The organism is Spiroplasma corruscae, assembly GCF_002237575.1.
GTDB classification, from domain to species: domain Bacteria; phylum Bacillota_I; class Bacilli_A; order Mycoplasmatales; family Mycoplasmataceae; genus Spiroplasma_A; species Spiroplasma_A corruscae.
The window spans coordinates 1,030,261-1,045,381 of the sequence record NZ_CP022535.1 but is presented as its reverse complement, the minus strand read 5'-3'; the positions used below and the strand labels follow the sequence as shown (position 1 = coordinate 1,045,381).

Annotated in this window: 14 protein-coding genes; 12 read left to right on the top strand and 2 right to left on the bottom strand. The window is 25.5% G+C overall.

What is annotated here, in order from left to right; translation table 4 throughout:
• Positions 1-2 precede the first annotated feature (2 nt).
• From SCORR_RS04590 to gpmI, 6 genes are all read left to right on the top strand, one after another.
• Positions 3-1,565: a formate--tetrahydrofolate ligase gene (locus SCORR_RS04590; RefSeq protein WP_094049607.1), complete on the top strand. Its 1,563-nt coding sequence runs from the start codon at positions 3-5 to the stop codon at positions 1,563-1,565.
• Between the two features lie 30 nt (positions 1,566-1,595).
• Positions 1,596-2,324 carry a hypothetical protein gene (locus SCORR_RS04585; RefSeq protein WP_094049606.1) on the top strand — a complete coding sequence of 243 codons (729 nt, stop codon included), beginning with the start codon at positions 1,596-1,598 and terminating at the stop codon, positions 2,322-2,324.
• Between the two features lie 16 nt (positions 2,325-2,340).
• Positions 2,341-3,063 carry a glucosamine-6-phosphate deaminase gene (gene nagB, locus SCORR_RS04580; RefSeq protein WP_094049604.1) on the top strand — a complete coding sequence of 241 codons (723 nt, stop codon included), beginning with the start codon at positions 2,341-2,343 and terminating at the stop codon, positions 3,061-3,063.
• 115 nt (positions 3,064-3,178) lie between these two features.
• A complete protein-coding gene (gene tpiA / locus SCORR_RS04575) occupies positions 3,179-3,919 on the top strand; it encodes a triose-phosphate isomerase (RefSeq protein ID WP_094049904.1) in 741 nt (246 codons plus the stop codon).
• Between the two features lie 12 nt (positions 3,920-3,931).
• Positions 3,932-4,747: an HAD-IIB family hydrolase gene (locus SCORR_RS04570; RefSeq protein ID WP_094049602.1), complete on the top strand. Its 816-nt coding sequence runs from the start codon at positions 3,932-3,934 to the stop codon at positions 4,745-4,747.
• Between the two features lie 17 nt (positions 4,748-4,764).
• Positions 4,765-6,351 carry a 2,3-bisphosphoglycerate-independent phosphoglycerate mutase gene (gene gpmI / locus SCORR_RS04565; protein WP_094049600.1) on the top strand — a complete coding sequence of 529 codons (1,587 nt, stop codon included), beginning with the start codon at positions 4,765-4,767 and terminating at the stop codon, positions 6,349-6,351.
• An 89-nt stretch (positions 6,352-6,440) separates the two neighbouring features.
• Here gpmI and SCORR_RS04560 read toward each other — a convergent pair whose 3' ends face one another.
• The gene (locus tag SCORR_RS04560) at positions 6,441-6,821 is read right to left on the bottom strand and encodes a DDE-type integrase/transposase/recombinase (RefSeq protein ID WP_094049598.1); all 381 of its coding nucleotides are present in this window, start codon (positions 6,819-6,821) and stop codon (positions 6,441-6,443) included.
• A gap of 884 nt (positions 6,822-7,705) precedes the next feature.
• Between SCORR_RS04560 and SCORR_RS04555 the strand changes: the two genes are divergently transcribed.
• On the top strand, positions 7,706-8,734 hold the full coding sequence (locus tag SCORR_RS04555) for a zinc-binding dehydrogenase (protein WP_094049596.1): 1,029 nt from the start codon (positions 7,706-7,708) through the stop codon (positions 8,732-8,734).
• A gap of 45 nt (positions 8,735-8,779) precedes the next feature.
• Here SCORR_RS04555 and SCORR_RS04550 read toward each other — a convergent pair whose 3' ends face one another.
• Complete coding sequence (locus tag SCORR_RS04550; protein ID WP_157705398.1) at positions 8,780-9,757, bottom strand: NAD(P)/FAD-dependent oxidoreductase; 978 nt, start codon at positions 9,755-9,757, stop codon at positions 8,780-8,782.
• 41 nt (positions 9,758-9,798) lie between these two features.
• On the opposite strand from SCORR_RS04550, the gene tsaE reads away from it, so the two are divergent.
• The 5 genes from tsaE to SCORR_RS04525 all read left to right on the top strand — a co-directional run bounded on the left by tsaE (position 9,799) and on the right by SCORR_RS04525 (position 14,384).
• Entirely contained in the window at positions 9,799-10,239 is a 441-nt protein-coding gene (gene tsaE, locus SCORR_RS04545) for a tRNA (adenosine(37)-N6)-threonylcarbamoyltransferase complex ATPase subunit type 1 TsaE (RefSeq protein ID WP_094049592.1), read from the top strand.
• A gap of 1 nt (position 10,240) precedes the next feature.
• Positions 10,241-10,807 (top strand): tRNA (adenosine(37)-N6)-threonylcarbamoyltransferase complex dimerization subunit type 1 TsaB, encoded by a 567-nt coding sequence (tsaB, locus tag SCORR_RS04540; protein ID WP_094049590.1) that lies wholly within the window; start codon positions 10,241-10,243, stop codon positions 10,805-10,807.
• 1,374 nt (positions 10,808-12,181) lie between these two features.
• Complete coding sequence (locus SCORR_RS04535; protein WP_094049588.1) at positions 12,182-12,397, top strand: hypothetical protein; 216 nt, start codon at positions 12,182-12,184, stop codon at positions 12,395-12,397.
• A 591-nt stretch (positions 12,398-12,988) separates the two neighbouring features.
• Positions 12,989-13,666: an ATP-binding cassette domain-containing protein gene (locus tag SCORR_RS04530; protein ID WP_094049586.1), complete on the top strand. Its 678-nt coding sequence runs from the start codon at positions 12,989-12,991 to the stop codon at positions 13,664-13,666.
• The gene (locus tag SCORR_RS04525) at positions 13,650-14,384 is read left to right on the top strand and encodes an ABC transporter permease (RefSeq protein WP_094049584.1); all 735 of its coding nucleotides are present in this window, start codon (positions 13,650-13,652) and stop codon (positions 14,382-14,384) included. The genes SCORR_RS04530 and SCORR_RS04525 overlap by 17 nt, the downstream gene beginning before the upstream one ends.
• Positions 14,385-15,121: the final 737 nt, after the last annotated feature.

The following is a 15,121-nucleotide window of genomic DNA, read 5'->3' as shown; positions in this document are numbered from 1 at the left end:
TAATGGAAAAAATAATGGAAGTTTTACAAAGTTTTAATTTAAAAGAATCTGATTATAACTTGTATGGGAAGAATATTGCAAAAGTCAATGCAAGTAATATTAAAGTTAATAAAAAAGGAAAATTGATACTTATGACATCAATTAATCCTACACCAGCTGGCGAAGGCAAAACAACAACGGCAATAGGCTTATCTGATGGATTAAATTTGATAGGCAAAAAAACTATTTTGGCTTTACGAGAACCTTCAATGGGCCCTGTCTTTGGTAGAAAAGGTACTGCTACTGGTGGAGGAGAAAGTGAAGTATTACCTGTTGAAGATATTAATTTACATTTTACCGGAGATATTCATGCTATAACAACTGCGAATAATTTAATATCAGCAACAATTGACTCTGAAATATATTGAAAATCAAAATTAAATATCGATCCAAGTAAAGTGGTTTGAAAAAGATGTCTAGATTTAAATGATAGAGCTTTACGAGAAATTGAAATATCAATAAATAAAACGATTAAGAGGAAAGAACAATTTACAATCACCGCTGCAAGTAATATAATGACAATTCTTAGTTTGTCAACTAATGAAAAAGATTTAAGAAATAGATTAAATGAAGCTTTAGTGGGATATACTTTTGATGGTAAAGAAGTATTTGTAAAAGATTTAGCAATTGTTGGCACATTAATGGTGATTCTTAAAGAAGCAATGAAACCTAATCTAGTTTTAACAAAATATGGAACTCCTTCATTTATACATTGTGGACCATTCGCCAATATTGCAACAGGAACTAACTCTATAATATCTACAAATCTAGGACTAACTCTCGGTGATTATTGTGTTGTTGAATCAGGTTTTGGGAGTGATTTAGGATTCGAAAAGTTTATGAATGTTATAAATTATTATAATGACCTAATTCCAAGTTGCGTAGTTTTGGTTATAACACTAAGAGCGCTTAATCTACATAAAGATTTTGAAAATGATTTTAAACATCTAGAACAACATTTAAAACATATTACATCGTATAACCTAAACTTAGTAGTTGCAATTAATGTTATAGATGGTGATAATGATAATCAACTTAAAGAATTAAAAGATTGATTATCAAGAAAAAATTATTTTTATGAAGTAAATGAAGCTTATGAGAAAGGTGCGTCAGGAGCTAAGAAGTTAGCAGAAAAAGTTAATGAAGTTGCTAATATGGAATTTACATTTAAGAAACTTATAAATAATAATGATCCTATTGATTTAAAGATTGAAAAAGTAATAAAAAACTTTTACTATTTAGAAAACTTCAAGATATCAGAAACTGCAAGTGCAAAAATAAATAATTTGAAAAACTCAAAGTATAAAGATTATCCTATATGTATGGTTAAGTCATTCTCCACAATTGATGGAAATGATTTAAAATCTGATTTCTATACAATGGAAGTAAAAGACCTAGAAGTTAATACTGGCGCTAGATTTATAGTAGTGTACACCAACAAAGTTATGAGTATGCCAGGTTTAAATAAAGAACCAAACTCAAAGCGAATTGATTTAGTAAATGATTTAGTAGTAGGACTCAAATAATCTATAATATAACTAACATTAAGGAGAATTATGTTTTTTAGAACAACATTAGAATTAAACTTCTATTTAAAAAGATCAAAATGACTTAAATATTTTGATGAATATAATCTGAATAGAAAACCAAAGTTTTATATTTTAATGATCGAAAAAAGAATTAAGGAAAAAAAAGAGTTTGTTTATTTTAAACACTGAGTATTGTGGAGATGAATTAATAAAAACTTCTCTATTACAGAAAAGTTCATAAACTCACTTAAGAAAAATATTAGAAAACTTGACCTAGAAATAAATGCTAATGAAGAAAAGTTTATAATTGATATAGAAGAATTAGTTTTTACTTCTTGAAGACCTATGAAAGAGTTTCCAGTAAAGTTTAATCTTGAACGTAGAGAAAAAATATCATTATTACAATCTAATGTTACTTTACACAAAATATTTAAAACAGATTATGATAAAACTAATTTTTCATTTATTGGGGACTTTGATTTTTACTTCTCAAATTATAGAATATATGTTACTGATGAAAATCAAGATGTAAAACACATAATAAATTATGAAACAATAAAGACTGTAAATATAGAATATTACGGTACTATTCTAAAAACAGAAAAGGAAGATTATTTAATAAGGGGAAAGAATAAAGTTTTAACATATGTGATATTGCAAAGATTAATACCTTCTTTAAACTTGGATATAACTAAAATTAATAATCTCTATGATTATTTTGATTTTAATAATATAATGAATAAGAAGTTTAATTAACGAAGGAGAAAAAAAGATGAATAAAATTATTGTAAAGTCAGAAGAAGAAGGCGGAATAGTTGCTGGTGATATTTTATTAGATTTAATTAAATCAACTTCAAAACCTGTTTTAGGATTAGCAACAGGTAGCACCCCTATTAGTACATATAAATATTTAATAAAAAAATCAAACGACGAAAGCATAGATTGAAGTAATGTTACAACTTTTAACCTTGATGAATACATTGGTTTAGGTCCTGAGCATAAAAAATCATATAGATATTTTATGAATGAAGAACTTTTTAATCATATAAATATTAATAAAGATAACACTTTTGTTCCTGATGGACACACTAAAACAAACGAAGAAGCATCAAAATATGATGATTTAATTAGTTCAAAAGGCGGAATTGATTTACAAGTACTAGGAATTGGAACAAATGGTCACATTGGTTTTAATGAGCCAGGGACTAGTTTTGATTCGGTAACCTCTATTGTTGATTTAACAAGCGAAACTATTGAAGCAAACGCTAGATTTTTTGACAATAAAAATGATGTACCAAAAAAAGCAATTTCAATGGGTCTTAAATCAATTATGAATGCGAGAAAAATTGTTTTATTAGCATTTGGTAAACAAAAAGCAGAAGCAATAAAAAATTTGTTTAATTTAAAACCATCATTAGACTGACCATGCACTATTTTAAACAATCATAATGATGTAACCGTCATTGTGGATGAAGATGCAGCTAGTTTATTATAATAACAATAACCTGTATATACTTACAGGTTTTTTTATTACTAATACGTATAATAATTATTTAGGTTTTATATTAATAATGTTAAAATGATTAGGTATAGCAAATAGGAGCAAACACATGAGAAAAAATATTATTATCGGAAATTGAAAAATGTTTAAAACAAACAGTGAAGCTGTAGAGTTTGTAAAAGAAGTAGAATCAAAACTAAATATTGGCGATAATTTAACTGCAGGAATTGCCGTTCCATCTGTGATGTTAAGTGACGTTAAAAAAGTAGCAAAAAAATTAATCATTAGTGCACAAAATTGTTTTTTTGAAGCAGAGGGTGCATTTACAGGAGAAATATCAATTAAAATGCTTAAAAATATTGGTGTAGACCACGTTGTGATTGGACACTCTGAAAGAAGAGATATTTTTTGTGAGAATGATGAAATGATTAATAAAAAAAATCTTGCATTATTAAAAGAAAACTTAACACCAATTTTGTGTTGTGGTGAGTCATTAGAAACTTATGAAAGTGGTAAAACAAAGGAATGAGTAAAAAAACAAATAACAGAAGCATTCAAAAACGTATCTAAAGAAGATGCTAAAAAGGTTGTTATTGCATACGAACCAATTTGAGCAATAGGAACAGGGAAAGTTGCAACTCCTGAAATTGCACAAGATATTTGTAAAGAAATAAGAATGATGATAAAAGATCTTTATGATGAAAGTGTAAGTGATGTAATATTGATCCAATATGGTGGAAGTGTTAAACCTGAAAATATAAAAGAAATACTAAGCCAACCAGATATTGATGGAGCATTAGTTGGAGGTGCTTCATTACAAGTTGACTCATACTTAGGTTTATTAAAATAAGAGGAAAATAAAATGAACAAATTTAAACTTGTAGTTCTAGATTTAGATGGTACAACATGTGAATTTCTAGGTGCATTTGTTGATTCAAATATTCAACCAATAAAAGATGTGATAGAAAATAAAATAAATGTTGTTTTTGCAACAGGGAGACCCATTAAAGCAAAATTTAATAGATTAGATATTTTTGGATTTAATAAATATCATTCATTAGGAATTGGTTTTAATGGAGCGTTAATTTATGATTTAATAAAAAAAGAAGAGTTAATTTCATTCCCATTGGATAAAATAAAAGCAAAAGCAGTATTTGAATTATTAAAATTGTCTGAAAATAAGGATTGCGTATTATGTGCATATACAATAGAAGATGATTTATGCTATGTAACAAAATCAGCGGAAGAATTTGAAGATATAAAACTAGAATCAGTTCTTTTTGAAAAGCCAGCATTAATTTATAATGATGAATGTCAAATGTATGATTGTTATAAAATACTCGTATTCAATGCAAATTCTAAATTTAAAAAACAAGTAGAAGAGATAGGTCTTGAAATAGCTTGATCTGAGCAATCACTTGCTGGAGAAATTACTCGAAAAGGTGTAAATAAAAGATTAGCGTTAGAATATATTGCTAATCACTTAAAAATAAAACCAGAAGAAATTATAGCAATGGGTGATGGAGAAAATGATGTTGCAATGTTAGGTTATGCAGGATTAAGCATATCTCCAACAAATGCTTGTGATAATGCAAAAAATAATGCTAAAGTTGTTTCACATTACTCTAATTTAGAAGGTTTTGTTGGTATAGAACTTAAAAAATATGTATTAAACTAAAAATAGGAGAAATAAATATGATAACTAAAAATCCGGTTATATTAGCAATATTAGATGGTTGGGGTATTGCGGGAAATGATGAAGGCAATGCAGTATTGAAAGCTAATATGAACTTTGTAGAACAACTTAAAAAAGATTATCCTTGAATTGAGGCGCATGCAAGTGGGGAGTGAGTAGGATTACCAGAAGGCCAAATGGGAAACTCAGAAGTGGGGCATATCCATCTTGGTGCAGGAAGAATTAAATATGAATCATTATCATTAATAAATAAAGCAATTAAAGATGATTTATTTGAATCAAATAAGGAAATAATAGGTGCTATTGATAATGTAAAAAACAATAATAGTGCTTTACATATAATGGGGTTATTTTCAGACGGTGGAGTTCACTCTCATATGAAACATATGTTTGCAGCATTCGAGGCTGCCGCTAAGTCTGGATTAAAAGAAATATATTTACATTTATTTACAGATGGTAGGGATACAAAACCCAAAGTAGCATTAGAGTATCTTGATGAACTTTATAAATTGATAAAAAAATACGGAGTAGGACAAATAGGTTCAATATCAGGTAGATATTTTTCAATGGACAGGGACAAAAGAATGGAAAGAACAGCTGATGCTTATAAATCATTAGTTGATAGAAAATATTCTTCATCATTTGAAGATCCTTATAAGTACATTAATGAACAATATGAAAACGGAAAAGATGATGAAGGTATATTACCTGCATATAACTCTTCTTGTCCTAATGGTTATGTTAAAGAAAATGACTCTGTAATATTCACAAACTTTAGACCTGATAGAGCGATTCAGATGGCAAGTACATTTACTAATAAAAATTATGCTTCTTGAAGTGATCCTGCATTTAATGGATTAACATTCCTTGGAGATAAAATTTATTTCTTATCTATGATGGAATATGCAGAAAGCGTTTCTTCAAAACACGTGGCTTTTAAACCAATTGAAGTAGTTAATGGGCTAGGTGAATGATTAAGTAACAAAGGTTATAAGCAATTAAGAATCGCAGAAACTGAAAAAATTGCTCACGTAACTTTCTTCTTTGATGGTGGAAAAGATTACTTTAAAAATGGTCTTGCAAAACCTGAAGAAATTACTTTGCAAAATGCAAGTATTGATTTAATTGCATCACCAAAAGTTGCTACATATGATTTAAAACCTGAAATGTCAGCTGTTGAAATTACAGACAGATTAGTCAAAAGAATTGCAGAAAATAAATTTGATCTAATTGTTTTAAACTATGCTAACTGTGACATGGTTGGTCACACAGGGGATCTACTGGCGACTATTAAAGGTGTAAAAACACTTGATGAGCAATTAAAAAGAGTTTACGAAGCAGCAAAAGAAAATAACTACACAATGATAATAACTGCTGATCACGGAAATGCAGAAGTTATGATTGATAAAGAAGGTGGTCCAAACAAAAAACATACAAGTCAACCAGTTCCAATTATAATAACAGACAAAAATTTAAAATTAAGAAAAAATGATGCCGCAATAGCAGATGTATCACCAACGATTTGTGAAATACTTGGTGTTGATAAACCATCAGAAATGACACAAAAATCATTAATTGAAAAATAAAAAAAAGCACTTTAATTAATTTGTCAATTAAAATTGACATTTAAAAGATACTCTCTCCATATGAATTTCGTATGGAGTTTTTTTATACTTTAATGAGGTCTTACGTAATTATAAAACTCAATATAATCAGAAATTATATTATATATATTAGAATATTTTAGCTCATTTACTTTATAAGTATAAATACACTCGTTTTTTAAAGTTCCAAAAAACGATTCACATGTGCCGTTATAAGGAGAATTGCCTCTTCTCAACATAGAAATCTTTATATTATTAGAATCACATAAATATTTTCAAGTTTCGTTTGTGTATGGCGAACCTTGATCAGAATGAATAAGTTTTGGTTTACCTTTCTTTGTGATTGCAGATTTTAAGTTTGTATGACAAAGTTCATTATCAGGTATTTTAGAAAGTTTTCAATCTACTAATTCTGAATTGTATAAGTCTTTAATGACTGATAAATAAACCATCTCTGAACTTTTTTAATTTAAGTAAAATTTGTAACTTATTTTTCCTTTAAGTTTTTTGCTTTAAAATTTCTGTTTAGAATATTTTCAAATCTTAATGGACCTGATTTATCATAATCGGGCACTCTTTTCTTTTAATCGCCTAAATGCCTAATATTTTCATATATCTGTATACAACCCAAGGTTTTAAGTTTATTTTAAAATACTTATTTAACATGAGTGTAATTATATTGCAGCCATAACGTTTTTTAAAAAGATTATATATATAAATAATCTTGTTAGCAATTTTGTATCATAGTTTTTGTATTTAGGTTTACATGTTTTTAATCATTTTAAATAACCATATCTTCATACTCCTAAGTATTTACAAACTATTTTAATGAAAAAGACTTTTTTGTATTAAAAATGGCGAAGTACTTTTCCTTAACAGTCCTCGCCAAATGCTTTTTTTAAAGCGCGCTCTAATTTTAATGCTTCTATCAATTCTTCTAAACTCATATCATCAGGATCTTTAAATAACCAATCGTGAGATTTAAATTTCTTAATATTATTTTAGCTTGAACTCCATTACCTCATTCTAAAGCACCTTCGCCTTTAGTTCCTATTTCATGTTTTCATCTCTTAATAGTACTGGTGCTTAAATTAAATTTCACTGCAGTATTAATTATTCCAGCTTATTTTACCTCATTAACTATGTTAATTTTTTCATGTTTCAATCATTATTTTGCCATATAAAAAGAACACCTTTCAATAAAATTTTAACAATAGAAGTACTTTTTTACTGTCAATTTTATTTTAGTTGTTCATTAAATTAGTATTTTTTTATAGATATTGTTGCATTAACCCTAGTTTAATGTATTACTATTATCATAAGAAGGAGTAGTATTATGAGAGCAATATTTGGAAGCAAAGATAAAAATAAATTAGTGGAACTAAAAAATGTAGAGGTACCAACCAATATTAGTGAAGATGAGGTTTTAGTAAAAACGCTATATTGTAGTTTGTGTCATAGTGATTTAAGTGCTGTCAATGGTGAATGAGGAGAAGTAAGAGAAACTAGCGTTGGTCACGAATCAATAGCAGAAGTTGTTAGAGTTGGTACAAGTGTTAAAAATTTAAACGTAGGAGATTTCGTAGTAGGTCCAGCAGGTCTCAGAGGAGCTTGTCAAGAATGTAAATATTGTTTACGTGGCGAAGAAGTATTTTGTGATGAAGTAGTATTTACAAGTTCTAGAGGATACGGAACAATGCAAGATTATACAGTGGAGAAAGCAGAATTTAGTATAAAAGTACCAAAAGATACTGATTTAGCATCTGCTTGTATAATTACTTGTGCAGGAGTTACTGTTTATAAAGGGTTAAAGTTAGCTAAACCAATTAAAGGTGATTATGTTGCTATATTTGGTATTGGTGGACTCGGTAATATTGCTATTGAGTATGCAAAAAATGTTTTTGGATTAAAGGTAATAGCAGTGGGTTCTAATGAGAAGAGTCTTGATATTGCAAAATCTAAAGGCGCAGATTTGATCATTAATTGAAAAAAAGAAGATGTAGATAAAGTTATTAAAGAGTTTACAAATGGTAAAGGCTTAGATTTAGCGATGGTTACAAGTTCTACACTTGACCAATTTGATTTAGCTTATAGAAATCTAGGTAAGTTGGGTAAACTTTGTTCAATAGGGTTACCAAATGGAAGTATAAATACAAATATTATCGATATTACATTAGGCCAAAAGATGGTTTATGGATCTTTAGTTGGTACAAGAGAAGATTTAATAGAAGCTTTAGATGCGCTATACCAAAAAAAGGTAGTACCGGATTTTGAAGTTGTTTCTATAAATGAATTTGAAAAATACTTTAAATTAATGGATGAAAATAAATTACATACAAGAGTAGTTTTTGATTTTAATAAATAAAAAATAATCTATAATACTATTTAAAATTAGTATTATAGATTATTTTTATCATCCTCTATGCACTTCATCTTTCGCATTAATTACTTTATCAATATTTATAATAGCTGTTAAAGCTTCATAGACTGTGGCCACCAGGTTTTTAATTTTACTTTCATGCACACAACAATCTCCAGCTGCAAATATGTTTTTTATAGAAGATTGCATTTTACTATCAACAATAATTTTATTTTTATCATCTTTATTAATTTTTATGTTTTTAAAGTCAAAACTTTGATTACTTGAACCATAGAATATTATTGCAAAATCTAATTCTACTTCCAATTTTCGATCATCTTCTACATTTTTTAATATGATTTTTTTAATCGAATTATCATCTTCTTCAATTATATTTTCATAAGTATACGGAGTTATAATTTCAACCCCTTTATTTATTGAATCTCTTAGATTTGCTTTTAAACCTCTAAATTCATTTCTTCTGTGAATAATCTTAATACTTTTTGCTGTACCTATTAGTTGATTTGCTGCATCAATAGCAGAATCACCACCACCAAAAACCAAAACATTTTTATCTTTATAATAATTTATATCGTCAATTTTGTAAAAAACATTTTTATAGTCCTTTTCAAATAACTTTATTGGTAAGTATGAGCCTAAACCTTCTGTGAAAAGTATGGTTTTATAAAAAAAAGTTTTGTCATTTGATAATGTAACTTCAAATAAATCTATTCCTAATTCCTTATTGTTAACTATTTTAATATTTTTAACATTTGTCTTAAAGTGCGACTTAATATTATTTTTTGTTTTATCAATAGATTCAAACATTGCATCCATTGCTTCTTTACCAGTTATAGATAATATAGCTGGTAAATTATGTATTTCTTTTGATGGGTATAAATTTGATACTTGACCACCATAAGAATCCTTAGCCTCTACTATATCGCCTGAAAGTTCATACTTTTGTGCTATTTTTCATGCATAAAGTCCTCCAGGACCACACCCTACAATTAATAAGTCTTTTATCATAATACCTCTCAAAATAAGCAATTTCATTATATCATATATATATGATTGATAATACTAATGACAAATTTAAAGAAGTAATAGTTACAAAAGATGAATTAAATCAAGTTGTTGAAGAAATTAGTAAGTACTTTAAAATAAACACAACAATATTATTGTATGGAGGTTTGGGTGCTGGTAAAACAACTTTCACAAAAAAATTGTTAGAATCTTTAGGAGTAAAAGAATTAGTTACTTCACCAACATTTACTTTAATGAATCAATATCAAGTTAATGAAGTTAAAATTAACCACATTGATGCATATCGTTTAAGTAATACTAGTGATTATGATATGTTTTTAGAAGAAATGCTTGATTCTTTTAATGTAATAGAATGACCTGAAAACTTCAAAATTAATTATTCAGATTATTTTAATTTAATTAAAATAAAAATTGAATACATCGATGAAGAAACTAGAAAGTTTAAAATTATAGAAGGAAAGTAAAATGAATTTATTTATTGATACAACAAATACTAAACTTATTCTTATCCTAGAGAAAGATAATATGATAATTGATTCATTATTTTTAGATAATCAATTAAGAATTAGTGATATTTTAGTTGAAGAAGTATCATTATTATTAAACAAAAATAAATATAAGTTAGATGAAATTAATTCTTTTTATATTATTAATGGACCTGGAAGTTACACTGGTGTTAGGTTGGGGGTTACTTTTTCTAAAACTATAAAAACAATCAACAACAAGGTTAATGTTTTTATATTATCATCATTAGCATATCAAGCCGGTTTAAATAAGTGTATTAGCGTTATTGATGCTAAAGGTGGCAAAATCTATATTGGAGTTTACGAAAATGCGAATAATATAATTATTGATCAAATTGTTAATACTGAAGATCTTAATGACTTTGCCAAAGATTTAAAGGACTTTAAAATAGTCAAAGACTATGAAAATATTGATTATTTAAATAATTATATAAAATTAAAAGATAAGTTTAAACTTATTGAAGATATCGAACAATTAAACCCACTTTATATAAAGCACTTTATTTAAATAATAAGAGCAATTAACCATGGAGAGAAAGTGTTAAAATATCGAATCAACAGTTTGCTTTTATGTAACTTATTTGCAATTAACATAATTATAAGTAAGAAAATAAAACTGGTTACTATAATAAGTTTATCAATTGAAATCTAAAAATACAGCAGATAAATTAGATTAAAAGTAGATACACCCTAATATAAGAATCATTAAAAATATATAATTATAATTAATTAGAGACCATTTGTACTATATTCCTATTTAAAAATTATATTTGCATGCATAAATTTATTGAAAATAATGTTATAAAAAAAAGAGTAATAAACTTGGAAACTAACTAAATAAATTAATATAATAAAATCATACTACACAAATTAAAAAAATATGTTTTATTTATAAGTACACACATTCTTTCAAGAGTTTATCAAAAAAGTTATTGAATATAAAAATCTGCTAAAGTTTGAATAGAATAAAACCCATAAGATAATTTATTCGGTACTTTAAACGATTTAAGAAGAAAGTATTAATAAAATTTTTGTTAAGTATTCAAATTATTAAGGTAAAAGAATGAGAAAGTGAAATATTATAACTACCAATTTATTGTAATTAAAATATAGGTTAATGTAATTGAATTAAGTTAATTAATTTATAAGAAAAAATATTTATTTGAGAAAACGAGAGTCAAGTTATTGAACCTATAATGTATTTAAAGTAAAGTGAGTTTTAAAGATTTAAATAATTTATTAATTAATAAACTTTTAAATTAAACCAAAATAAAAAAAGTAAGTCATAGTATTGCAAAATAAAGTTTTATCATTGTTTAATTAGATATGATTTTGTAATAATAATTAGTTAATAAAAATTGTATTTAATGGTTAATAACTAAAACTAACTGTTGATATTTTTTTAGGTGACTTTGTAAATAATTGATTTAATAGAAAAAAGATAGAATTTAATTATTATTGATGTGTAGTACAACCTTTTTCCGGACATAATTTAAAATTAATCTAAATAAGATTATAAAATTATAAGGAAAGAGGTTTTTAACTTCTAAAGGTACTTTATAAACCTTTAGGTGTATAATAATTTTGATAACTACTGTTATCAAAACAAGAAGGGAGTAATTTAAGGATAAAGAAGAAATCAAAAAAGCATTTTTTTTAATCAAAAGTATTTATTTATATCTAATCATTCAAACAGCCCTTGTTAAAAGTGTTTATGATACGAGCAAGACTATTTTTATGGAAATGATTCAGGGCAATTAATTAATTATTTTTTGTTAAATGCAAGATCAAATAATGAAGAAACTAATTTTGTGAATAGTGTTAAAAACTATTTGAAAGAATTTGCAATGAATAGTATAAAATTAAATATTTAGAAGAAAATTTGGATAATGTAATAAAACTACCAATGCCAACCAAGTTAAAAATGAATTTGGGAATTGTATTGGAATTAAGAAAGTCATCAAGAGATTTTGCTAAGGGTTGCACTAAGAGTAATAATGTATTATCAAACTTACTTTTATGATCATTTAGTAAAAAAATAATTGGAATTATGGTTCTGGTGGTGGTTTATACCCTATATATATTTATATTTATATAAATAATGTAAAATCTTTAAAAAAAGGTTTTTATAAATATTATCCGCATAGCCACTCTATTAAGATGTTATAGCATAATAAAAATTACGATATAAGTAAATTAGCATCAACGGACAATATAGACTTAAATAATTTTAGCATATTTATTTTCTATATTTATAAATCATATATTAATAAATCAGAAATGGTGATAATGGATGCTTATATGTAATTATTGAAGTGGGTGAAATGATTGAGAAAAGTCAACTTGTTTCAACAAGTTTATCTCTTGGTTTATGTGATTTAAAACATTTATTCACGTAAATTATATTTTATGTTTTATAGGATTATTACCAATAATTTTAATACTAAATACAAATTTAAGATTATGAGTAGTTATTAAAATATCTTTTATAATTTATATGACTACTTCAATTATAAGTAATTATGTATTTTCAAAATTAAGGAAACAACATTAAATAATTTATTAAATTTTATCTTATATATGGTCGGATTTTTAATTACAAAAAATGTTTTTCTTGAAACCATAACTACAATATTAACAGCTTGTTTTACAATATTTTTAAATTCTAAACTAGAAAGGTTGATTAAAATTGATAAAAGTATCAGATATGTCCAAAAAGTATGGTAAAAAAACTATTTTAAAATCTATAGATCTTAAAATAAAAGAAGGGGAACGTATTGCAATAATGGGTCTTAACGGAAGTGGTAAAACAACTCTTGGGGAATTAATATTAAAAGTCATAAAACCTTCTTCTGGCACTATTAAATATAAAAACGAAAAAATAAAAAGAAATGCAACTTTTCAAGATGGTTCCTTTGACAGTGAATTAAATTTATATCAATTAATTAAATTTTATTCTTATGCTTTTGGAGTAAAAAAAGATTTATATCATTTATTAAAGGATTTTGAACTAGATAAAGTAGCCAAGTATAAGTTTTCTAAACTATCAGGAGGGCAAAAACAAAAGTTTAAATTTTTAATAACATTAATTAATGAGCCATCATTATTATTGTTGGATGAATTAACGACGTCTCTTGATTATATTTGAAGAAATAAAATTGTAGAGTTAGTTCAAAAATATATAAATGAAAAAAAGTGTACATTAATTTTAGTCTCTCATGATATTGAAGAAGTAAGTTCTTTATGTGATAGAGTTTTATTTTTAAAAGATGGAGTTATTGAAAAAGATATTGATATTTTAAATAATAAAAACAAATTAATAGATTTAATTAAAGAGGAGATAATTAATAATGATAGCAATATTTAGGTTAGAATTTTTCAAATTTATAAAAAACCCTTGAACTATATTCTTCGGAATTTTTTTTCCTATAATGTGAATACTTATAGATGGTTTTGTTTGAGGTAAATATTCAATAGGAGAATCAAACATAAAAGTCATAAATTTTGTTTTTCCAGGATTAATTATTTTAGTTGCAACAACATTTACAATCTCAACAATATCAATAACTCTTTGTAGAGATAGATTAGAAAAAAGACTTAAACAAATATCAATAACTAATATAAGTATTTTCAAATACATGATAGGTTTAGGATTATGAAACTACATAGTATTTATATGTGATTTTTTATTAATGTTTATAATAGCATATTTTGGTTTTGGTTTGAGTTTGAGTTTTATAAATTTTCTATTTTTAATAATTGTACCTCTTGTAATCTTTATAATAAATTTTTTTATAGCTATTTGTTTAGCTAATATAAGTAAGACATCAAGCACAAATACATTTATAACTATTTTTGTATTTTATATAATGATATTTTTATCAGGTGCATCAATTCCAACCTATCTATTTCCTGATTGATATAAATGAATACAAATTTTTATACCAACAGGTAGTGGAGTTCTTTTACTTACTTATTTATCAAATGGAATAAGTACAAATGAAATTTGATACACTTACATTATCACCTTAATATATTTATTAGTATTTTTATTTCTATCAATTAAATTATTTAAATGACAATAATATATAAATTAATTGTAAATAAAAATTTTATATATAAATATTCATAAATGAAAAGAGATGATTTATATGTTGATGGAAAATATTAAAATGATGACTAATAAAACTGCATACAGTGCATCTGTATTTAGTTACGATTTAATCCCAGGTGGAGCATGTTGCTGTTGTCCGTGTTCTATTTGTTGTGTGTAGATAATTTAATATTTTTAAATAACCTTCTCTAAGAAGAGTAATTAATTATTTTATTAGAGAAGGTTATTTGATTATTATAGTTAATATTGGCAATCAATATCATTATTTAAATGATTAATTTTCGAAATGAAATAAATATGTATCAAAATTATTAATAAATAAATCATTAGTAGCAAAAGACAAAAAATAATAAATTTCTTAAAATTAGGGACTTCTTTAGTTTTATTTGGATAAAAAAGACATTATATTTAAAAAAAATTGAATAATTAAATGTATAAATCGAGGCTAAGTTGGCCGGCTTATAATTAACTGTACTTTTGTTAATAAAACATATGCTAACAAAATATAAAGAATAAGAAGAAAGATTCTTTAAGTATTAATGAGTAAAATATATTGGATAGTCTATTACTTTATCGAACGATAACTATAGTAATCAATATGTTTAAATTGTAAGCGATTATGTAACTAAATACAAGAATTTAATATACACTTCTTGTATTTTTTTTGTTACTGAAAAAGTATCAATTACTATATTTTGATGGGCTCTC